This is a genomic window from Enterobacter soli ATCC BAA-2102 (genome assembly GCF_001654845.1).
Taxonomy (GTDB): Bacteria; Pseudomonadota; Gammaproteobacteria; order Enterobacterales; family Enterobacteriaceae; genus Enterobacter; species Enterobacter soli.
Genome location: NZ_LXES01000047.1, coordinates 14153 through 35387, shown reverse-complemented (window position 1 = coordinate 35387; position 21235 = coordinate 14153). Strand labels below are relative to the sequence as shown.

22 protein-coding genes are annotated in these 21235 nt (G+C 54.5%); 10 read left to right on the top strand and 12 right to left on the bottom strand.

The features are described 5' to 3' along the window. Positions 1-25: 25 nt before the first annotated feature. The 3 genes from M987_RS18615 to manX are packed head-to-tail and all read right to left on the bottom strand — an operon-like array spanning position 26 to position 2700. Entirely contained in the window at positions 26-877 is an 852-nt protein-coding gene (locus M987_RS18615; RefSeq protein ID WP_014070653.1) for a PTS mannose transporter subunit IID, read from the bottom strand. A 12-nt stretch (positions 878-889) separates the two neighbouring features. Next, positions 890-1690: a PTS mannose transporter subunit IIC gene (gene manY, locus M987_RS18610; protein ID WP_008500490.1), complete on the bottom strand. Its 801-nt coding sequence runs from the start codon at positions 1688-1690 to the stop codon at positions 890-892. Between the two features lie 47 nt (positions 1691-1737). Continuing rightward, positions 1738-2700, bottom strand: coding sequence for a PTS mannose transporter subunit IIAB (manX, locus tag M987_RS18605; protein ID WP_014070652.1), 963 nt, complete (start codon positions 2698-2700; stop codon positions 1738-1740). 463 nt (positions 2701-3163) lie between these two features. Here manX and yoaE point away from each other — a divergent pair, with 463 nt between their 5' ends. After that, positions 3164-4723, top strand: coding sequence for a CNNM family cation transport protein YoaE (gene yoaE, locus M987_RS18600; protein WP_014070651.1), 1560 nt, complete (start codon positions 3164-3166; stop codon positions 4721-4723). A gap of 6 nt (positions 4724-4729) precedes the next feature. Here yoaE and M987_RS18595 read toward each other — a convergent pair whose 3' ends face one another. From M987_RS18595 to pabB, 4 genes are all read right to left on the bottom strand, one after another. Further along, positions 4730-6328: an EAL domain-containing protein gene (locus M987_RS18595; protein WP_014070650.1), complete on the bottom strand. Its 1599-nt coding sequence runs from the start codon at positions 6326-6328 to the stop codon at positions 4730-4732. A gap of 132 nt (positions 6329-6460) precedes the next feature. After that, positions 6461-7825: an L-serine ammonia-lyase gene (gene sdaA / locus M987_RS18590; protein WP_014070649.1), complete on the bottom strand. Its 1365-nt coding sequence runs from the start codon at positions 7823-7825 to the stop codon at positions 6461-6463. A 184-nt stretch (positions 7826-8009) separates the two neighbouring features. Continuing rightward, positions 8010-8588, bottom strand: a complete 579-nt coding sequence (locus tag M987_RS18585; protein WP_014070648.1) for a CoA pyrophosphatase — start codon at positions 8586-8588, stop codon at positions 8010-8012. Positions 8589-8591: 3 nt separating this feature from the next. Continuing rightward, complete coding sequence (gene pabB / locus M987_RS18580; protein WP_014070647.1) at positions 8592-9920, bottom strand: aminodeoxychorismate synthase component 1; 1329 nt, start codon at positions 9918-9920, stop codon at positions 8592-8594. Positions 9921-9981: 61 nt separating this feature from the next. On the opposite strand from pabB, the gene M987_RS18575 reads away from it, so the two are divergent. Next, the gene (locus M987_RS18575) at positions 9982-10164 is read left to right on the top strand and encodes a YoaH family protein (protein ID WP_014070646.1); all 183 of its coding nucleotides are present in this window, start codon (positions 9982-9984) and stop codon (positions 10162-10164) included. 6 nt (positions 10165-10170) lie between these two features. On the opposite strand, the gene M987_RS18570 is transcribed toward M987_RS18575, so the two are convergent. After that, positions 10171-10515: a RidA family protein gene (locus tag M987_RS18570; RefSeq protein ID WP_041162240.1), complete on the bottom strand. Its 345-nt coding sequence runs from the start codon at positions 10513-10515 to the stop codon at positions 10171-10173. A 132-nt stretch (positions 10516-10647) separates the two neighbouring features. Between M987_RS18570 and yoaA the strand changes: the two genes are divergently transcribed. The 5 genes from yoaA (at position 10648) to rnd (ending at position 17027) form a co-directional block, all read left to right on the top strand. Continuing rightward, complete coding sequence (yoaA, locus tag M987_RS18565; protein ID WP_014070644.1) at positions 10648-12558, top strand: DNA repair helicase YoaA; 1911 nt, start codon at positions 10648-10650, stop codon at positions 12556-12558. Between the two features lie 66 nt (positions 12559-12624). After that, entirely contained in the window at positions 12625-13320 is a 696-nt protein-coding gene (gene tsaB / locus M987_RS18560) for a tRNA (adenosine(37)-N6)-threonylcarbamoyltransferase complex dimerization subunit type 1 TsaB (RefSeq protein WP_014070643.1), read from the top strand. Positions 13321-13357: 37 nt separating this feature from the next. After that, entirely contained in the window at positions 13358-13939 is a 582-nt protein-coding gene (locus M987_RS18555) for a Slp family lipoprotein (RefSeq protein WP_014070642.1), read from the top strand. A 203-nt stretch (positions 13940-14142) separates the two neighbouring features. After that, complete coding sequence (fadD, locus tag M987_RS18550; protein WP_074392890.1) at positions 14143-15828, top strand: long-chain-fatty-acid--CoA ligase FadD; 1686 nt, start codon at positions 14143-14145, stop codon at positions 15826-15828. 83 nt (positions 15829-15911) lie between these two features. Then, a complete protein-coding gene (gene rnd / locus M987_RS18545; protein ID WP_128738929.1) occupies positions 15912-17027 on the top strand; it encodes a ribonuclease D in 1116 nt (371 codons plus the stop codon). Between the two features lie 82 nt (positions 17028-17109). Here rnd and minE read toward each other — a convergent pair whose 3' ends face one another. The 3 genes from minE to minC are packed head-to-tail and all read right to left on the bottom strand — an operon-like array spanning position 17110 to position 18923. Continuing rightward, the gene (gene minE, locus M987_RS18540; protein ID WP_003859937.1) at positions 17110-17376 is read right to left on the bottom strand and encodes a cell division topological specificity factor MinE; all 267 of its coding nucleotides are present in this window, start codon (positions 17374-17376) and stop codon (positions 17110-17112) included. A 3-nt stretch (positions 17377-17379) separates the two neighbouring features. Next, a complete protein-coding gene (gene minD / locus M987_RS18535) occupies positions 17380-18192 on the bottom strand; it encodes a septum site-determining protein MinD (RefSeq protein ID WP_014070639.1) in 813 nt (270 codons plus the stop codon). A 23-nt stretch (positions 18193-18215) separates the two neighbouring features. After that, positions 18216-18923 (bottom strand): septum site-determining protein MinC, encoded by a 708-nt coding sequence (gene minC, locus M987_RS18530; protein WP_014070638.1) that lies wholly within the window; start codon positions 18921-18923, stop codon positions 18216-18218. A 124-nt stretch (positions 18924-19047) separates the two neighbouring features. Between minC and M987_RS18525 the strand changes: the two genes are divergently transcribed. The 3 genes from M987_RS18525 to M987_RS18515 all read left to right on the top strand — a co-directional run bounded on the left by M987_RS18525 (position 19048) and on the right by M987_RS18515 (position 20564). Beyond that, the gene (locus M987_RS18525) at positions 19048-19323 is read left to right on the top strand and encodes a YcgL domain-containing protein (protein ID WP_014070637.1); all 276 of its coding nucleotides are present in this window, start codon (positions 19048-19050) and stop codon (positions 19321-19323) included. A gap of 47 nt (positions 19324-19370) precedes the next feature. Then, complete coding sequence (locus M987_RS18520) at positions 19371-20030, top strand: fumarylacetoacetate hydrolase family protein (protein WP_014070636.1); 660 nt, start codon at positions 19371-19373, stop codon at positions 20028-20030. A 93-nt stretch (positions 20031-20123) separates the two neighbouring features. Next, a complete protein-coding gene (locus tag M987_RS18515; RefSeq protein WP_014070635.1) occupies positions 20124-20564 on the top strand; it encodes a YcgN family cysteine cluster protein in 441 nt (146 codons plus the stop codon). A 115-nt stretch (positions 20565-20679) separates the two neighbouring features. Here the strand turns inward: M987_RS18515 and dsbB are convergent, their stop codons facing one another. Continuing rightward, a complete protein-coding gene (dsbB, locus tag M987_RS18510) occupies positions 20680-21210 on the bottom strand; it encodes a disulfide bond formation protein DsbB (RefSeq protein ID WP_014070634.1) in 531 nt (176 codons plus the stop codon). Positions 21211-21235: the final 25 nt, after the last annotated feature.

The window sequence follows — 21235 nt, the reverse complement described above, 5'->3', positions numbered from 1 at the left end:
AGCCCCCGGTATATAACGCAGTAACTTACAGACCCAGCAAGCCGACAGCGTAGCCCGCGATACCGATGACGAAGAAGCCAACGATGATCCACAGTGGGTTAACTTTCTTACGCAGCAGCCACATACAGGCGAAGGTCAACAGCAGTGGAACCAGGCCTGGCATCAGCTGATCCAGAATGGTTTGCACCGTGGTAACGCGAGTCTGACCATCCTGACCAGTAATGGTCGACACCACCAGCGGGATGTTCACGTGCGTCCACTTGTTAACCAGCGCCCCCATGACAAAGAGGCCGAGAATAGACGCCCCCTCGGTCAGTTTTTGCAGGAAGCCGCCGCCCATGTCCTTAACGATGTCCACACCTTTACGGTAGCCGTATGCCACGCCGTAGTAACGGGTCAGCAGACGCACGGCGTTGAACAGGATGAAGAACAGCAGTGGGCCGAGCAGGCTACCACTCATCGCGATACCTGCGCCAAGCGCCGCAAATACCGGACGAACAGTACCCCAGAAGATTGGGTCGCCCACGCCTGCCAGCGGCCCCATCAGACCCACTTTGATACCGTTGATGGCACCATCGTCAATCTCTGCGCCGTTAGCACGCTGTTCTTCCATCGCCAGGGTAACGCCCAGAACCGGTGCCGCTACGTAAGGATGGGTATTGAAGAATTCCAGGTGACGCTTAATCGCTTGACGACGTGCTTCGTTGTTTTCCGGATACAGGCGTTTGATTGCCGGTACCATGGAGAAGCAGAAGCCAAGCGCCTGCATACGTTCGAAGTTCCATGAACCCTGAAACAGGTTAGAACGGATGAACACGCCACGAATATCACCCGGAGTGAGTTTCTTCTCAGTGGTATTTTTTGTCATATCAACCATTTCGCTCACCTGCTAGTCCAGTTCGTTATCGAGATCGTTATTACCAGCAGCCTGTGCCGGAGCACCCGCTACGCGGTTGTATTTCGGGCTGAGCTGGATGTAGAGAATCGCCATGACCGCACCAATTACACCCAGAGCAACCAGGTTGAAGTTGGTGAACGCAGCGGTAACGAAGCCGAGGTAGAAGAACGGCATCAGATAGCCTGCGCGCATCATGTTGATGACCATCGCATAACCTACTACCACGATCATGCCACCTGCGATGTTCAGGCCGCCGGTCACCACTTCAGGAATGGCGTTCAGCATACTCTGCACTTCGCTGGTACCGACAGAGATAGCAACGATAACGGCCGGGATTGCAATACGCATTGCTTGCAGGAACAGGGATGAAACGTGGATCCAGGACAACGCCGTCAGGTTGCCATTTTCGGCCGCCTTATCCGCCGCGTGCTGGAAGGCTACGGTGATGGTACGAACGATGATGGTCAGTACCTGGCCGGCTGCTGCCAGTGGAATTGCCAGCGCGATACCTGCACCGATACTTTGGTGACCAGCAATAACCAGAACGGTAGAAATAATGGATGCCAGTGCGGCATCTGGCGCAACCGCCGCACCGATGTTCATCCAGCCGAGGGCGATCATTTCCAGGGTACCACCGATGATGATACCGGTTTTCATATCACCGAGAACGGCACCAATCAACGTACAGGCCACCAGAGGGCGGTGGAACTGAAATTCATCAAGTACGGATTCCATACCCGCAATACATGCGACGACGAACACCAGCACAATCTGAAGAGTGGTAATCTCCATTGCACTTCTCCTATTACATAAGCTTTATGTGAAAAATCAGCGCGGGGTTATTTCCCAACTTTGCCGATCAAATCCATCATTTTCAGTTTCTGGTCTGTGGAAACTTTACGGGCTTCCAGCTCAATACCGCGTGCATTCAGTTTGTTGAATGCTTCGATATCTTTCTCATCGACTGAAATCGCGTTGTTGACCTGAGTTTTCCCCTGACGGAAAGCCATACCACCAATGTTAACGGAGGAGATTTTCACGCCGCCTTCAACAATGCGCTCGACGTCTGTCGGGTTAGTAAACAGCAGCATCACGCGCTCACCCGCATATTTCGGGTTGTTATAAACGCGGAGCATCTTGGCAATATCCACAACGTGCGCGGTTACGCCCGGTGGAGCAACCTGAGTCAGAAGGGTGCTTCGCACCTTGTCGGCGGCAACTTCGTCGCTGACCACGATAATGCGTTTAACGTTGGTTTCTTTGGTCCAGCGTGTTGCCACCTGGCCGTGGATTAAACGGTCATCGATACGCGCGAGGCCGATAACCATGTAATCATTCGGACCCATCGGTTTCGCGGGTGCGGCGGGTTTTGGTGCTACGGCCGCTGGAGCTGGCTTCGCAACCGGCTGCGCTTTCAGCGCTTTCACGCCTTCGCGACCGGTTTCAACGGCCAATGCTACCAGCTCATCGAAAGACGGATTGTCGTCACGCGCCATGAAGGTTTCTACCAACATCGGCACGTTAACCCCGGCGATGACTTCATAGTGCTCTTTATCGACGACAATGCGACTGGCAGCGTTGAACGGGCTGCCGCCCCATGTATCGACGAGAAACAGCACGCCTTTGCTGGTATCCAGCTTCTCCAGTTGAGCAGTGTATTTCTCAATTAGCGTTTCGGCGTTTTCACCGGGAACGAAATCGATCCAGCCCACGTTTTCCTGCTCGCCCAACAGCATTTCTGCTGTTTTGAGTAACTGCTCTGCAGCCCAACCATGTGTGCCTATTACAATAGCAATGGTCACTTGCTACCTCCTTTTATTATCATTAATACGTCTGCCAGGCATTCGTACTGAGAATCGTATTAGGTGAACCGAATCGATTCAGATAAGGGTTAGAGTTAAATTAACTAAGACTTCCGCGAATTATTTTAGATAGTGAAAAAATAATTTATGTGATGAAGATCCGTAATTTAGCTACGCATCGCAGAAATTCCTGTAAGTTAAAGCACTTGTGTTACAGATGTTTGCAAAGGAACGTAAATCTTTGCTAAAAACCCATTGTCTCTGATATGTTTAGCCTCCGTTTAATTGTTCAGGAGTATAGGGCAGTAGCCCACTGTATGGACCGTCACCGACGTCAGACATCTTTCAGGCTATTTCATGCCTTTTTCACCGGCGTTTCTCGCCACGCATCAATTCTGTCTACCCTTGATTTGCCCACGTTGAGTGGGGCACCGTTTCGTCATTCCTTTAGCAGGAGCTTGTCATGGAATTCTTAATGGACCCGTCAATCTGGGTGGGATTACTCACGCTGGTGGTACTGGAGATTGTTCTCGGTATCGATAACCTGGTGTTTATTGCCATTCTCGCGGACAAACTGCCGCCGAAACAGCGTGATAAAGCGCGTCTGATCGGCCTTTCGCTGGCGCTGATTATGCGACTGGCGCTGCTGTCCGTCATTTCGTGGATGGTCACGCTGACCAAACCGCTGTTCTCCGTGATGGATTACACCTTCTCCGGCCGTGATTTGATCATGCTGGTCGGGGGGATATTCCTGCTTTTCAAAGCGACGACGGAGCTTCACGAACGGTTAGAGAACAGACAGCATGATGATGGCCACGGTAAAGGCTATGCCAGCTTCTGGGTTGTGGTCCTGCAAATTGTGGTGCTGGATGCCGTGTTCTCGCTGGATGCGGTGATTACTGCGGTCGGTATGGTGAACCACCTGCCGGTCATGATGGCGGCTGTTGTCATTGCGATGGCGGTCATGCTGCTGGCGTCTAAACCGCTGACGCGCTTTGTGAACCAGCACCCGACGGTGGTTGTACTCTGTCTGAGCTTCCTGCTGATGATCGGCCTGAGCCTGGTGGCAGAAGGGTTTGGCTTCCATATTCCGAAAGGTTACCTGTATGCCGCAATTGGCTTCTCGATCATTATCGAGCTGTTTAACCAGATTGCGCGCCGTAACTTTATCAAACAGCAGTCGAATCAGCCGCTGCGCGCCCGCACGGCAGATGCCATTCTGCGTCTGATGGGCGGTCGCCGTCAGGTGAACGTACAGTCTGATTCAGATAACCGTAACCCGGTTCCGGTGCCTGAAGGGGCGTTTGTCGAAGAAGAGCGTTACATGATTAACGGTGTGCTCTCTCTGGCCTCCCGTTCGCTACGTGGGATCATGACCCCGCGCGGTGAAATCAGTTGGGTAGACGCGAACCTCAGCGTGGATGAAATTCGCCAGCAGTTGCTCTCATCGCCACACAGCCTGTTCCCGGTGTGTCGTGGTGAACTGGACGAGATTGTCGGTATCGTGCGTGCGAAAGAGCTGCTGGTGGCCCTGGAAGAGGGTGGCAACGTTGAAGCCATTGCAGCTGCGTCGCCTGCTATCGTGGTGCCGGAAACGCTAGACCCGATTAATCTGCTGGGCGTCTTGCGTCGTGCCCGTGGCAGCTTTGTTATCGTCACCAACGAGTTTGGCGTTGTGCAGGGGCTGGTCACGCCGCTGGACGTGCTGGAAGCCATCGCCGGTGAATTCCCGGATGCGGATGAAACCCCGGAAATCGTCGCCGATGGTGACGGATGGCTGGTCAAAGGGACCACCGACCTGCACGCCTTATCCCATACGCTGGGCGTGGAAAACGTGGTCAACGATGAAGAAGACATTGCCACCGTGGCAGGTCTGGTCATCTCGGTGAACGGACAAATTCCGCGTATCGGTGACGTCATCGAACTGCCGCCGCTGCACATCACGATTGTCGAAGCGAACGACTACCGTGTTGATTTGGTGCGTATTGTTAAAGAGCAATCTGCACACGACGAAGATGAGTAAGTGTTTCTAACGTAACGGCATTAAAGGCACGATGTGCCCGTTATGACGCGCTGGCGGGGGCGAACTCCCCGCCAGCCATTTAGGAAACTCCCGCAGCGGCATTGGCCGGGCGTAAAAAAATCCCTGCAAGATATCCACACCGTGGCGGCGCAAATACTGCGCCTGCTCCCCGGTTTCCACACCTTCTGCAACCAGTTCAATATTCAGCCGCTGACCGAGCGCGATGATGATATCCGTCACGGTCGAATTCACCGCGTCCGTACCAATTGCAGTAGTAAATGACTGATCGATTTTCAGCACATCCGGGTGCAGCTTTTCCAGCCAGGAGAGCGAACTGTTTCCGGTACCAAAATCATCGATGGCAAGCTTCACCCCTTTATTGTGAAGCTCGCGCACTATCCGGTAGTCCACATCCATAAGCGCATCGCGCTCAGTCAATTCGATAACCAGCTGCTGCACCGGATGCGCGTTAAACCAGGAACGGTTGAGATCCTGTAGCAGGGTGGCGCGGCGAAAATGGCTGGCGGCAACGTTAATGCCTATCTGAAACCCAGAGGACGCGGGGAAAAAGCCAATCTGGCGAACCGTTTCGGAAATCACATAGCGAGTGAGCGGGACGATCAGGTTGTGTTCTTCTGCCAGAGGGATAAACACTTCGGGTGAGATCCAGCCCTGACGCGGGTTATTCCAGCGCAGTAAAATTTCAACGCCAACGCATTTCTGTGTTCGGGCATTCACCAGCGGCTGACAGAAGAGTTCAAATTCGCGTGCCGCCAGCCCCATGTTAATTTCCCACGTGAAACTCATTCTCCTGGCCGTAGCAAGCCAGGCAACATAGCCCAGCAGCAGGCTGAGCATGAGTGCCAGCGGCAACTGAGTTGGCAGGTTTTTCAGCGCCAGTTTACCGGGGCCGGGGCCACTTACCGTAATGCTGAAAGGATAGTGTGATGACGCTTTGTGCAGGAGGGAATTGCCATCATCAAAGGTCAGGGTATCCGTCACCTGTTGCCCGTAGCGCAGGAAGTTGTCGCCCACGGTCAGGACAACGTCAGTAATCAGCGGGGGTTGCGGCTCCAGCATCATTCGGGTGATGAGGTCGATGTTGACTATCTCCATCACCCCGTCTTCACCACTTTGTGAAACGGGATACCACTGGATGAGGATTGGGCTGCCTTTCAGCAGCCACTGGTCGGTCGATAAAATGAGCCGGGGGGCGTTAGCGGGTAACGTGGGCTGTATCTCGTGCACCAGAACGTCCCGTGTGCCGAAAATACTCGAACAGTACAGAACACCATCTTTGACCAGGGCGATGGAGCGGACGGTTTGCAGAATGGCGGCCTGTTTTCGCAGCACCAGATGGGCTTGCGTGCAGGGCTGGCCGACCAGCGATTGCAGCACCCCGCGACGTTTTTCTAACGAAAGTATAACCTTATCCATTGAATTCACGGTGTGGCTGGTAAAGTCGCGGATCTGTTCCCGATTTAAATTGCGCTGTGAAATAAACCGAATTCCCAGCGTAAGGGTGAGCGTAAGAAGCGCGACCGTGACACTGACGATAACGCGTTTTCGGCGGTAGTTTTTTATGATCGTTTGTGCAGTTTGCATAAAACGGTCGCCTGATACGCCACCAGCACCAAAAGCCAGAAGCAACAGAGAAAGTGTAGTGGGGAAATGGTAAGGCGACGAGAAAGAAGGGAAAAATTCGCCCATCCGTGGCAGATGGGCGAGAGCGAGGTATTAGTCGCACTGCACCTTAATGGCCAGCCCGCCACGCGAGGTTTCGCGATATTTGGCGTTCATGTCTTTACCAGTTTCGTACATGGTTTCGATAACCTTATCCAGCGATACGCGTGGTTCGCTGGTACGGCGCATCGCCATGCGTGACGCATTGATCGCTTTCACGGATGCGATTGCGTTACGCTCGATACACGGCACCTGCACCTGGCCTGCGACCGGGTCACAGGTCAGACCGAGGTTATGCTCCATACCGATTTCGGCAGCAACACATACCTGCTCAGGGCTTGCGCCCAGCAGTTCCGCAAGACCGGCTGCGGCCATAGAACAGGCCACACCCACTTCACCCTGGCAACCCACTTCGGCACCAGAGATAGAGGCGTTCATTTTGTACAGCGCGCCAATCGCACCTGCCGCCAGGAAGTAACGGATATAAATATCCGGGCTGACAGATTCAATAAAGTGATCGTAATAGGCCAGCACCGCAGGAACAATACCGCACGCGCCGTTGGTTGGAGCTGTAACAACACGGCCACCTGCGGCGTTCTCTTCGTTTACCGCAAGGGCAAACATGTTCACCCAGTCGACCACATTCATCGGGTCATTAGAGAACTTATCGGTTGTGACAAGCATCCGGCGAAGAGCAGAGGCACGGCGCGGCACGCGCAGGGGGCCAGGCAGCACGCCTTCGGTATTCATACCGCGATCGATACAGGCACGCATGGTTTGCCACACGTTAGCAAAGTAGTCTTCAATCTCTTTCTTGCTGTGCAGCGCCAGTTCGTTCTGCATCACCATGCCGGAGAGCGACAGACCCGTCTCTTTGCAATACGCTAGCATCTCGGTGGCAGACTTGAACGGATACGGCACGCTGACGTCGCCAGCGCTGTCTTTGCCAAAATGCTCTTCATCCACGATGAAGCCACCGCCGATGGAGTAGTACGTTTTGCTGTAAATCTCTTTTTCGCCGTTCCACGCGTGGATGGTCATGCCATTTTCATGCAGCGGCAGGTTGTCGCTGCGAAAACGCATTCCGTCATCCTGCGGGAAATCCACTTCGTGCTGGCCGTTTGCCAGCAGCAGGCGACCGCGCGTTTCAACGTCGCGGATGAATGCCGGGATGGCATCAATATCAACGGTGTCCGGCATGTTGCCTGCCAGACCCATAATAATGGCGATATCGGTGTGGTGGCCTTTACCCGTCAATGACAGCGAGCCGTAGACATCCACGGCAACACGGGTAACGCTTTCCAGTAATCCTTTTTCGACCAGGTCATCGACGAACTGTTTACCGGCCTTCATCGGCCCTACAGTATGGGAAGAAGAAGGACCAATTCCCACTTTGAACATGTCGAATATACTAATCACTTTCACACTCCTGACAGGGTTACCGGGTTTCCAGTAACGATGTTATAACTGCGCATAGTGTAAGAGGGAACACTGGCCTCGGCTTAACTATTCACATGAATTAAACTAATGGATAACACCTGTTTTGCTAATAGCGCGACAGCGATCGCAAACCTGGCAGAAAAGGGTGGAATGTAAAGTATAGTCAAGGCTTCAGGCCGATTTGCAGCGCCAGCTCACGAATGATGCCCGCCGTCATGCCCCAGACAAAATAATGCTGATACCAGGAGAGCCACACACGGTGAGCATGTCCACGGCGCTGAATATCCAGAGGGTGATAGCGACCAAGGCGAAGAGCTTCTTCCAGCGGCATTTCAAATACCGCAGAGACTTCATCCACGCTGGCGTGGTACTGAAGGTCGGGGGGAATAATGCCCACCACCGGTGTGACCTGAAAACCCGTTACGCTGTCCACCGGCGGCAAAACGCCAATGATCTCCACTGACTCAGGCGGGATGGCGACCTCCTCCTGCGCTTCACGCAGCGCCGCGGCAATTAACGACGCATCGGTGCTGTCTACCGCACCGCCCGGAAACGCAACCTGGCCCGCGTGCTTACGCAAGTGCGGTGAGCGCTGAGTAAGCAATAAGCCGGGGTGCTCGCGCCGTACCACCGGGATCAGCACGGCGGCCTGGCGGTTATTCAGGGTTTCGCGGCGCGTCTGCGGACGCAAAAGCTGAAAGCGTGACAAAAAATCATCCAGCGTCAGGTTATCTTTCTCCACCCGTTAGTTCTCCAGTTGTTTCAGGATACGGTTAACTTTATCAAAGGTTTCCTGATATTCCGCCTCAACCTGGCTGTCGGCAACGATGCCTCCTCCGGCGGAGCAATACAGCGCTCCGTCGCAGGCCGTGAGGGTGCGAATGGTAATGCTGGTGTCCATCGTGCCGCACAGGCTCACATACCCAATACTGCCGCACCAGGCGTTGCGACGGTGAGGCTCCAGTTCGTCGATAATTTCCATCGCCCGCACTTTTGGCGCACCGGTAATAGAACCACCCGGAAATGCGGCACGCAACAGGTCACAGGCGGTACGCGATTCCGGCAAGCGTGCGGTAATAGTACTGACCAGATGATGTACGGCCGGGAAGGGTTCTACGACAAACAGCTCAGGTACGCGCACGCTGCCGGGTTTCGCAACGCGGCCAATATCGTTACGCATCAAATCCACAATCATCAGATTCTCCGCCCGGTCTTTCGGGGAGGCGGCGAGTTTTTCTGCCTGCTGACGGTCTGCGGCAGGATCTGCAAGACGCGGTAATGTACCCTTAATTGGCCGGGTCTGAATGATCCCTTCCGACAGATGAATAAAACGCTCAGGCGACAGGCTTAAAATCGCGCCATGCTCCAGGCGCAGGAACGCGCTGAACGGTGCCTTATTGCTGGCATTCAAACGAGTAAACGCCTGCCACTCATCCCCCTGATACGTCGCCTGGAATCGCTGCGCAAGGTTAACCTGATAGCAGTCACCGCTTTGCAGGTAGGCCTGAACGCGGGCGAATTTATCCGCGTATTCCTGTTCGGTCATGTTCGAACGCCATTTTGAGGTCAGCGTGAACGTCTCTGCCGGTGCAGGCTGCTGCGCCTCAAGCCAGGCAAGACGCGCATGAACGTCACGATGGCTCAGGAGTGAAACCGTTTTTTTCTGGTGATCAACAATTAACGCCCAGTCATACAGCCCCACAGCCATGTCTGGCAGGGAAATATCCGCCTGCGCAAGCTCGGGCAGCGTTTCGAAACGGCGCCCTAAATCGTAGCCAAACAGGCCCAGCGCGCCTCCCTGAAAGGGGAAGTCCGGATTCGGCACGGCAGATAAGCCCAGGGCGTTAATTTCTTGCTGAAGGTGCATCAGCGGATCGTCCGATAACGACAGCTCATTCGTCGTCAGCGTTTTCAGCGGGTCGGCCACCAGAATATCAAAGCGGCTATAAGGGTGGTCTGCATGGCCGGAATGCAGCAACATCGCAAAAGGCAGGTGATTTAAGCGTGCAAACCAGAATTCAGCGGCGTCAGAACGCCAGGGTAAAGTCATGACAGTGGGAAAGCGCATCTTCATGTGTGGCAAACTACCGGGCAGCGTGAAATAATTAGCGCAGACAATTTAGCAGGAGTTGACGATGTTTGCAGGTTTACCTTCTCTGAGCCATGAGCAGCAGCAGAAAGCGGTTGAGCGAATCCAGGAGCTGATGTCCCAGGGGATGAGCAGCGGTCAGGCTATCGCACAGGTGGCTGATGAACTTCGCGCCACCCATACCGGCGAGCGGATCGTGGCGCGTTTCGAGGATGAAGACGAAGAGTAATCGGGCTCAGACCGCCGCGATAATCTTAATCTCTACCTTATATTCCGGTTTCATCAGCGTGGCCTGTACGGTGCAACGTACAGGCGCGTGACCCGCCACGACCCACGCATCCCAGGCTTTGTTCATCGCCGCAAAATCATCTTTACTGGCAAGAAAAATGGTCGCATCCAGAATGCGGGATTTGTCGCTGCCCTGTTTTTCCAGTACCGCGTCAATCTGTGCCAGGGTGTTGGCCGTCTGTTCGAAGGCATCGGCATCCAGGTTTGCCGGCACGCCGGTGTAGTACAGCGTCTGGTTATGGATTACCACATCAGACCAGCGGGCTTCGGCATCAATGCGCACAATTGTCATAAACGTTTCCTCGTTATTTTTCGTATCAGGCGGCAAGACTGCCATATTGTTCTCGCCTCGTCACTATTTGGGGTGGCACTGGCGAGAGTGGGCTGACATAATCCCTGTGTAAAAATACAGTGAGAGAGCACCGTGGCAGACGATTTTTCAGCAGATGGTCAATTAGCACAGGCGATCCCCGGCTTTAAGCCGCGTGAGCCTCAGCGCCATATGGCGCACGCCGTTGCGCACGCAATCGACAATGCACAACCGCTGGTGGTTGAGGCGGGTACCGGAACAGGTAAAACCTATGCTTATCTGGCCCCGGCGCTGCGTGCAAAAAAGAAAGTGATCATCTCCACGGGGTCTAAAGCGTTACAGGATCAGCTCTATAGCCGCGATCTGCCCACGGTGGCGAAGGCGCTGAAATACAAAGGGCGACTGGCACTGCTGAAAGGCCGCTCCAACTACCTTTGCCTTGAGCGTCTGGAGCAGCAGGCGCTGGCCGGGGGAGATCTCCCGGTACAAACCCTGAGTGATGTCATCATCCTGCGGGCGTGGGCGAATCAGACTGAAGACGGAGATATCAGCACCTGCGCGAGCGTGGCGGAAGACTCGCAGGCCTGGCCGCTGGTGACGAGCACCAACGATAACTGCCTTGGCAGCGACTGCCCGCTGTATAAAGACTGTTTCGTGGTAAAGGCGCGTAAAACGGCCATGGATGCGGATGTGGTGGTGGTAAACCATCATCTGTTTCTGGCGGATATGGTGGTGAAGGACAGCGGATTTGGCGAGCTGATCCCGGAAGCCGACGTCATGATCTTTGATGAAGCGCACCAGTTGCCGGATATTGCCAGCCAGTATTTTGGCCAGTCGATCTCCAGCCGTCAGCTGCTGGACCTGGCGAAAGATTTCACCATTGCCTATCGCACGGAATTAAAAGACACCCAACAACTGCAAAAATGTGCCGACCGGCTGGCGCAAAGTGCGCAGGATTTCCGCTTACAGCTTGGGGAGCCGGGTTATCGCGGTAACCTGCGTGAACTGCTGGCCGATAAAAATATCCAGCGCGCTTTGCTGTTGCTGGATGATTCGCTGGAGCTTTGCTATGACGTAGCGAAGCTCTCGCTTGGGCGCTCTGCGTTGCTCGACGCCGCTTTTGAGCGCGCGGCGGTGTATCGTGGCCGTCTGAAAAGACTTAAAGAAATTAACCAGCCAGGATTCAGCTACTGGTACGAATGTACTTCACGCCATTTCACCCTGGCCCTGACGCCGCTGACCGTGGCGGATAAATTCAAAGAGGTGATGGCGCAAAAGCCGGGGAGCTGGATTTTCACCTCGGCAACGCTGTCGGTGAATGACGATTTGCATCACTTTACCGAGCGTCTTGGGATTGAGCAGGCCGAATCTCTGCTGCTGCCAAGCCCGTTTGATTATGAAAAACAGGCACTGCTCTGCGTCCCGCGCAATCTGCCGCTGCCAAACCAGCCCGGCGCAGCGCGCCACCTGGCGGCAATGCTGAAACCGATGATCGAAGCCAACAATGGCCGCTGCTTTATGCTCTGTACCTCCCACGCCATGATGCGCGATCTGGCAGAACAGTTCCGTGCCACCATGACTTTACCGGTACTGCTCCAGGGGGAAACCAGCAAAGGGCAACTGTTGCAACAGTTTGTCAGCGCCGGTAATGCCCTGCTGGTGGCAACCAGCAGTTTCTGGGAAGGGGTAGACGTGCGTGGTGATGCGCTTTCGCTGGTGATCATCGATAAACTGCCGTTCACCTCGCCGGACGACCCGTTACTGAAGGCGCGCATGGAAGACTGCCGCCTGCGGGGCGGCGATCCCTTTGATGAAGTGCAACTGCCTGATGCGGTGATTACCCTGAAGCAAGGGGTAGGGCGTCTTATTCGCGATGTCACCGACCGTGGCGTGCTGGTTATCTGCGACAACCGCCTGGTGATGCGCCCGTATGGTGCCACTTTCCTGGCGAGCCTGCCGCCCGCGCCGCGCACGCGGGACATTAAACGCGCGGTTCGGTTCCTTGCGAACCCAACGGCGGAGTAATTTGCTCCGGGGTGTGCTAAAATGCGCGCCATTTTGTGACTGACCACTGCGAGAGCGCGACGACTCATGCGAATTCTGGCTATTGATACCGCCACAGAGGCCTGTTCTGTTGCCCTGTGGAACGACGGTGCTATCTGTGCTCATTTCGAAGAGTGCCCACGAGAACATACCCAACGGATCTTGCCCCTGGTAAAAGAGATCCTCACCCAGGGTAACACCGCCTTAACCGATCTTGATGCGCTGGCCTACGGCCGTGGCCCGGGCAGTTTTACGGGCGTACGTATCGGTATCGGCATTGCGCAGGGGCTTGCCCTGGGCGCAGAACTGCCGATGATCGGTGTTTCTACACTGGCAACCATGGCGCAGGGCGCATGGCGCATGACCGGTGCAACCCGCGTGCTGGCGGCCATTGACGCACGTATGGGCGAAGTTTACTGGGCGGAATATACCCGTGACGAAAACGGCGTCTGGCACGGTGAAGAGACGGAAGCAGTACTTAAACCTGAAGCCGTAACCGAACGTCTGCAACAGCTTTCAGGCGAATGGGCGACGGTAGGCACTGGCTGGCCAGCATGGCCGGAAATGGCGAACGATACTGGCGTGACGCTGGTAGACGGCAACATGCTTCTGCCTGCCGCGGAAGACATGTTACCTATCGCTTGCCAGCTGCTCAGCGCAGGAAAAACCGTTGCAGTTGAACAAGCTGAACCAGTTTATTTGCGAAACACGGTCGCGTGGAAGAAACTTCCAGGCCGCGAGTGAATCTCAGTAACAGGAACTGAGAAAAAGGAGTCGCACCATGGCGGTTCAAACTAAAGTAGTACGTCTGATGATGGCGGGTATTGTTGCCGCAGCGCTGAGCGGGTGCGTTACCGTTCCTGATGCGATTAAGGGAACAAGCCCAACGCCGCAGCAGGATCTGGTGCGCGTGATGAATGCGCCTGAGCTCTACGTTGGTCAGGAAGCGCGTTTTGGCGGCAAGGTGGTTGAGGTCTTAAACCAGCAGGGGAAAACCCGCCTGGAGATCGCCACCGTTCCTCTGGATAGCGGCGCAAGACCGGTCCTGGGCGAAGCCTCGCGCGGGCGTATTTATGCTGACGTCAGCGGCTTCCTCGACCCGGTTGATTTCCGCGGACAGCTGGTGACCGTTGTCGGCCCCATTACCGGCACGGTAGAGGGCAAAATCGGCAGTACGCCGTATAAATTCATGACCATGCAGGTCAACGGTTATAAACGCTGGCGGCTTGAGCAGCAGGTGATTATGCCACCACAGCCTATCGATCCGTGGATGTGGGGCCCACATCCATACCGTTATGGCTATCCGGGATGGGGCTGGTATAACCCTGGTCCGGCGCATGTTCAGACTGTTGTAACCGAGTAACTAACTGTTATTAATAGGAAAGAGACAGCGGCTCAGCCGCTGTCTCTGTTTTTTTACGGATAAAACTAAAAAAAAGAGTGACGCGCTTCGCAACCTTAAATCTGAACAATTAATAAACTGGTACGCTGAGTTAATATAATGTTAACAAACTGTTTATTATCGGGGTTGTGATGACGACGAACACTCATTTCAGAGGTGATGCATTGAAGAAGGTTTGGCTTAACCGTTATCCCGCAGATGTCCCTGCGGAGATCAATCCTGACCGTTATCAATCCCTGATTGAATTATTTGAGCACTCGGTAAGGCGCTACGCGGACCAGCCCGCATTTGTGAATATGGGCGAGGTAATGACGTTCCGTAAGCTTGAGGAGCGTAGCCGCGCGTTTGCGGCCTATCTTCAGGAAGGGCTGGGGCTGCAAAAAGGGGCCCGCGTCGCGTTGATGATGCCCAACCTGCTGCAATACCCGGTGGCGCTGTTTGGTATCCTGCGTGCCGGGATGATTGTCGTCAACGTCAACCCGCTGTATACCCCGCGCGAGCTGGAGCACCAACTGAACGACAGCGGCGCGGCCGCGATTGTGATTGTATCCAACTTTGCCCATACGCTGGAAAAAGTGGTCGACAAAACCCAGGTGAAACACGTCATTCTGACGCGCATGGGGGATCAACTCTCCACCGCCAAAGGCACGCTGGTTAACTTTGTCGTCAAATACGTCAAGCGTCTGGTGCCAAAATACCACCTGCCGGATGCTATCTCCTTCCGCCGTGCGCTGCACGCGGGCTATCGTATGCAGTACGTTAAGCCGGAGGTGGTGTCAGAAGACCTGGCCTTCCTGCAATACACCGGCGGTACCACCGGCGTGGCCAAAGGGGCGATGCTGACCCACCGCAACATGCTGGCAAACCTCGAACAGGTGAATGCGACCTACGGGCCGCTGCTGCATCCGGGTAAAGAGCTGGTGATCACCGCGCTGCCGCTGTATCACATTTTTGCGCTGACCATGAACTGCCTGCTGTTTATTGAGCTCGGCGGCCAGAACGTACTGATTACCAACCCGCGAGACATCCCAGGGCTGGTGAAAGAGCTGGCGAAATATCCCTTCACCGCCATGACCGGGGTAAACACCCTGTTTAACGCGCTGCTGAATAACAAAGAGTTCCAGCAGCTCGATTTCTCAACGCTGCATCTGTCCGCTGGCGGCGGGATGCCGGTGCAACAGGCCGTTGCCGAACGCTGGGTGAAACTCACCGGACAGTATCTTCTGGAAGGCTACGGCCTGACAGAATGCGCACCGCTGGTCAGCGTAAACCCGCACGATATTGACTACCACAGTGGCAGTATCGGGCTGCCTGTTCCGTCGACAGAAGCCAAACTGGTTGACGACGACGATAACGAAGTCGAACCCGGTCAGCCTGGGGAGTTGTGCGTGAAAGGCCCACAGGTGATGCTGGGTTACTGGCAGCGCCCGGATGCCACGGATGAGATAATCAAAAATGGCTGGCTCCACACCGGTGATATTGCCGTGATGGATGAAGAGGGCTTCCTGCGCATCGTTGACCGTAAGAAAGACATGATCCTGGTGTCCGGATTTAACGTTTATCCGAACGAAATTGAAGACGTGGTCATGCAACACTCTGGCGTGCAGGAAGTGGCGGCCGTGGGTGTACCTTCTGGCAGCAGCGGTGAAGCGGTGAAGATTTTTGTGGTCAAAAAAGATGCGTCCCTCAGCGAAGAGGAGTTGATCACCTTCTGTCGCCGTCAGTTGACGGGCTACAAAGTGCCGAAGCTGGTTGAGTTTCGCGATGAACTGCCGAAATCCAACGTCGGGAAGATATTACGACGAGAATTACGTGACGAAGCCCGTGCCAAAGTGGACAATAAGGCATGAGCTTCACGCTAATCGCCCAGACGCCGGTTTAGCCGGCGTTTTTTATGGGCGCAAACAAAAGAGAAACCGTTTTGAATTACCAGATGATCACCACCAACGACGAGCTGGCTTCGCTGTGCGAGGTTACGCGTGACTTTCCCGCCATCGCGCTGGATACCGAGTTTGTCCGCACCCGTACATACTACCCGCAGCTGGGTTTGATTCAGATGTACGACGGTAAACATGTTTCACTTATCGATCCTCTTGGTATTACCGACTGGTCGCCGATGCGTGAGCTGCTGCTGGATACTGACGTCACCAAATACCTGCACGCCGGCAGTGAAGATCTGGAAGTGTTTCTCAACACCTTTGGCATCATGCCGCAACCCCTGATTGATACGCAGATCCTGGCGGCATTCAGCAATCGTCCGCTCTCATGGGGTTTCGCGGCCATGGTTGAGGAGTACACGGGGATCGCACTGGATAAAAGCGAATCCCGTACCGACTGGCTGGCGCGCCCGTTAACCGAACGTCAGCTGGAATATGCCGCTGCAGACGTGTTTTATCTGCTGCCGATTGCCGGCCAGCTGATGAAAGAAGCCGAAGCATCTGGCTGGTTGCCTGCGGCGCTGGACGAATGTCGTATGACACAACAGCGTCGTCAGGAAGTGGTTGATCCGAAAGAGGCCTGGCGTGACATCAGCAACGCGTGGCAGTTGCGTACGCGTCAGCTGGCCTGTTTGCAGTTGCTGGCTGACTGGCGCCTGCGTAAAGCGCGCGAGCGCGATCTGGCCGTTAACTTTGTGGTTCGTGAAGAACATCTCTGGGCGGTTGCGCGTTATATGCCGGGTAGTATGGGCGAGCTGGACAGCATTGGTCTGTCCGGAAGCGAAATCCGTTTCCACGGTAAAACCCTGCTGGCGCTGGTGGAAAAAGCCCAGCAAACGCCGGATGACGCGCTGCCAGAGCCGCTGCTGAACCTGATGGACATGCCGGGTTACCGCAAAGCGTTCAAAGACATTAAGGCACTGGTGCAGGAAGTGGCAACTGAGAGCAAACTGGGCGCTGAATTGCTGGCGTCGCGTCGTCAGATCAATCAGTTGCTGAACTGGCACTGGAAGCTGAAAACACAGAATGGATTACCGGAAATGATGGCAGGCTGGCGCGGGGAACTGATGGCCGATCGCCTGAATACGCTGCTGGAAGGGTATCCGCGATAAAATATACCGGGTCATGAAACCATGCCCGGCACATCTCCCCGGTGGCGCTAGTGCTTACCGGGGCTACAAAAATAAAACCTGACTAACGTGATTCTTCCGCTTCCGGAAGCGTCACGTTCAGCTCCAGAATCGAAATATCCCCGTCTTTTTGTTCCAGCTGTACGGTGACCATTTCCGGGTCTATCTGCACATACTTACAGATCACTTCCAGGATGTCCTTGCGCAGCTGCGGCAGGTAATGTGGCTCGGCGTCACTACGACGACGCTCCGCAACGATGATTTGCAGACGCTCTTTAGCGATGTTGGCGGTGCTTTTTTTCCGCGAGAGAAAAAAGTCCAGTAATGCCATAACTTATCCTCCGAACAGGCGTTTGAGGAAACCTTTCTTCTCTTCTTCAATGAAGCGGAAAGGACGTTCTTCTCCCAGCAGACGGTCAACGGTATCGGCGTAAGCTTTACCTGCGTCTGCCATCGTATCCAGAATAACCGGCTCACCCTGGTTAGAGGCGCGTAACACGGATTGATCTTCCGGGATAACACCCACCAGTTTGATGCGCAGGATCTCCAGCACGTCTTCCATGCTCAGCATGTCACCTTTGTTCACGCGACCTGGGTTGTAACGGGTCAGCAGCAGGTGCTCTTTGATTGGGTCCTGGCCATTTTCCGCACGACGAGACTTAGACGCGAGGATACCCAGAATGCGGTCAGAGTCACGCACGGATGACACTTCAGGGTTAGTGGTGATGATCGCTTCATCAGCGAAGTAGAGCGCCATCAGTGCACCTGTTTCGATACCGGCAGGGGAGTCACAGACCACAAAGTCGAACTCCATCTTTTTCAGATCGTCGAGCACCTTTTCCACGCCTTCGCGGGTCAGGGCATCTTTATCACGTGTCTGAGAGGCAGGGAGAATATAGAGATTCTCGGTGCGCTTATCTTTAATCAGCGCCTGGTTCAGTGTGGCATCGCCCTGAATGACGTTCACAAAGTCATACACAACGCGACGCTCACAACCCATGATCAGGTCCAGGTTACGCAGGCCGATATCGAAATCGATAACGACGGTTTTCTTTCCCTTCTGGGCCAAACCAGTAGCGATGGCCGCGCTGGAGGTGGTCTTGCCAACGCCTCCTTTACCCGAAGTAACAACAATAATGCGTGCCATAGAAATTCCTTGTTAAAAAGGGATCAATTCAACGGTTGAACGGTCAACGCGTCGTCTGCCAGTCGCAGACGAGCCGCTTTGCCATAAAATTCGGCTGGGATCTTGTCGCTCAGCCAATATTCACCTGCGATGGAAACCAGTTCCGCCGTCAGGTGAGTACAAAATATTTGTGCATCCCGATCGCCACTTGCACCTGCAAGCGCACGCCCACGCATCATACCGTAGACGTGAATATTGCCATCCGCAATGAGTTCTGCACCGGCGCTGACGTGGCTTGTAACAATCAGATCACAGTTTGGTGCATAAATCCGCTGACCGGAACGAACCGGCACATCAATCAATCGCGTTTTTGTGACAGGTGTAACGTTCTGCACCGGCGGCGGGGGGGGTTGCACGGCAACAGGTGCCGGACGTGGGGCTTTTTCTTTGCCTTCCGTCAGAATGGGCAGCCCTGCGCGGTCAATGTCGGCTTTCAGTTCGGCATCTTTGCAACCGCTGATGCCGACAATGCGCAGCCCGGTCGATGACACTGCCTGCTGGAGAAGTTTCCAGTTAACAGGGGCATCAAGACCGCTGACATTGACGACGACGGGGGCGTGCTTCAGAAAAGCGGGAGCCTGCGCGATTTTGTCTTCTAACGCCTGACGAATAACCTCGGGTTTTGCATCATGCAAATGAACCACTGATAAGGTGAAGCTACTGCCTTTAAGCTCGATGGGCGTGTTTGACATCCTGGCCTTACTCAATTTGCTATTAACCACAACGCAGTCGTTGCGATATTCCGAAGAGTATCAGGCATGTTATAGTCAGGAGTATATTGAGGCAAGCAACCACCCGAGAATTCAGAGTAAAAACATGTTTTGTGTGATCTACAGAAGTACCAGCCGCGACCAGACCTACCTTTATGTCGAAAAGAAAGACGATTTCTCCCGCGTGCCTGAAGAATTAATGAAAAGCTTCGGCCGTCCGCAGCTGGCGATGCTGTTGCCGCTGGATGGGCGAAAGAAACTGGTTAATGCCGATCTGGAAAAAGTGAAATCAGCATTAGCTGAACAGGGCTATTATTTACAGCTTCCGCCACCACCCGAGAATTTATTAAAACAGCATCTTGAGGTGAACGGAAAGAAATAGTCCCGGGTAGGCCCGGGAACAACACATCAACCGTTTAGGGGTCGTAAATGTATCAACATCATAACTGGCAAGGTGCATTACTGGATTATCCCGTCAGCAAAGTTGTCTGCGTTGGCAGCAATTATGCGAAACACATTCAGGAAATGGGCAGTGCCACGCCAGACGAGCCGGTGCTGTTCATTAAACCGGAAACTGCGCTTTGCGACATTCGCCAGCCGCTGGCGTTGCCACAGGGGTTAGGTTCAGTTCATCACGAAGTGGAGCTGGCCGTACTGATTGGCGCAACCCTGCGTCAGGCCTCTGAAGAGCACGTGCAAAAAGCGATTGCTGGCTACGGCGTTGCGCTGGACCTCACGCTGCGTGATGTGCAGGGCAAAATGAAAAAAGCCGGGCAGCCGTGGGAAAAGGCCAAAGGGTTTGATAATTCCTGCCCGATCTCCGGTTTTGTGCCAGTGGGCGAGTTCACTGCTGACCCGCAGGATACGCCACTTTACCTGAAGGTTAACGGTGAATTCCGCCAGCAAGGTACCACTGCCGATATGATCCACAAGATCCTGCCGCTGATTGCCTATATGAGCCGTTTCTTCACCCTGAAACCGGGAGATGTGATCCTGACCGGTACGCCAGAAGGTGTTGGCCCGCTTAACAGCGGTGACGAACTGGAAGTGAGTTTTAACGGCCAGTCGCTGAAAACCCGCGTGCTGTAAAAGCAACTTGCCGCCTTCTTCGGGCGGCAAAACTTGCATCAACGTGCCAGACTCGTTATAAGGTGCGCTTTCTTTTGACGTGTGGACATCCTGATGAACGACATTCCTTTCTGGCAAAGCAAAACTCTCGACGAAATGACCGACGAGGAGTGGGAATCGTTGTGCGATGGCTGCGGGCAGTGCTGCCTGCATAAGCTGATGGATGAAGACTCAGACGAGATCTATTTCACCAACGTTGCCTGCAAACAGCTGAACATTAAAACCTGCCAGTGCCGCAATTATGAACGTCGCTTCGAGTTCGAGCCGGACTGCATCAAGTTAACCCGTGATAACCTGCCAACTTTCGAATGGCTGCCGCATACCTGCGCCTATCGTCTGTTGGCGGAAGGGCAGGCTCTGCCGAAGTGGCATCCGTTGCTGACGGGGTCAAAAGCGGCGATGCACGGCGAGCGTATTTCCGTGCGTCATATTGCGGTGAAAGAGTCAGAGGTGCGGGACTGGGAAGACCACATCATGAATCATCCCAACCGTTGATACGAGAAAACCCGCCGAGGCGGGTTTTTTTATGTGGTGTGCTGTGTCGGGTAGCGCTGCGCTTACCCGACCTACAAAACCGTAGGCCCATGTAAGCGAAGCGCCGCTGGGCAAATTAGCGCCCAAACAAATCACGTTTCTTCGGTTTGAACGGCTGAGCAATCAGCACCAGCAGCGCTACCACAAAGTAAGCCACAAAAATCCCTACCAGCCACTGAGGCATCTCCAGTGTCAGGAATTCCCACTGACGCACAGAACAGTCACCGGACGCCACGAACACCTGTGGCAACCATTTATCCAGCGGCAGCCAGCTCGGGAAGCGGGCGGCAAAATCACAGGTCATAAACGGTGACGGATGCAGCTGCATCATGGTGTGCTGCCAGGACAGCTCAATGCCTTTCCAGGCGCTGTAAATCCAGATGGCGAGGCCGGCATAGCGAAGCGGGGATTTTGGCGCAATCGCCCCAACCAGACCCGCACCCATAATGCCGAACAGTGCGCAACGCTCGTAGATACACAGCACACAAGGCTTAAGCCCCATAACATGCTGGAACCACAAAGCGACCATTTCCAGCGCAAAGGCGGTCAGGGCCATCAACAACCACGCTCCGCGACCGCGAGAGCACTGGTTTAAAAATCTCAACATAATCATTTCCCTGGAACATGCTTAG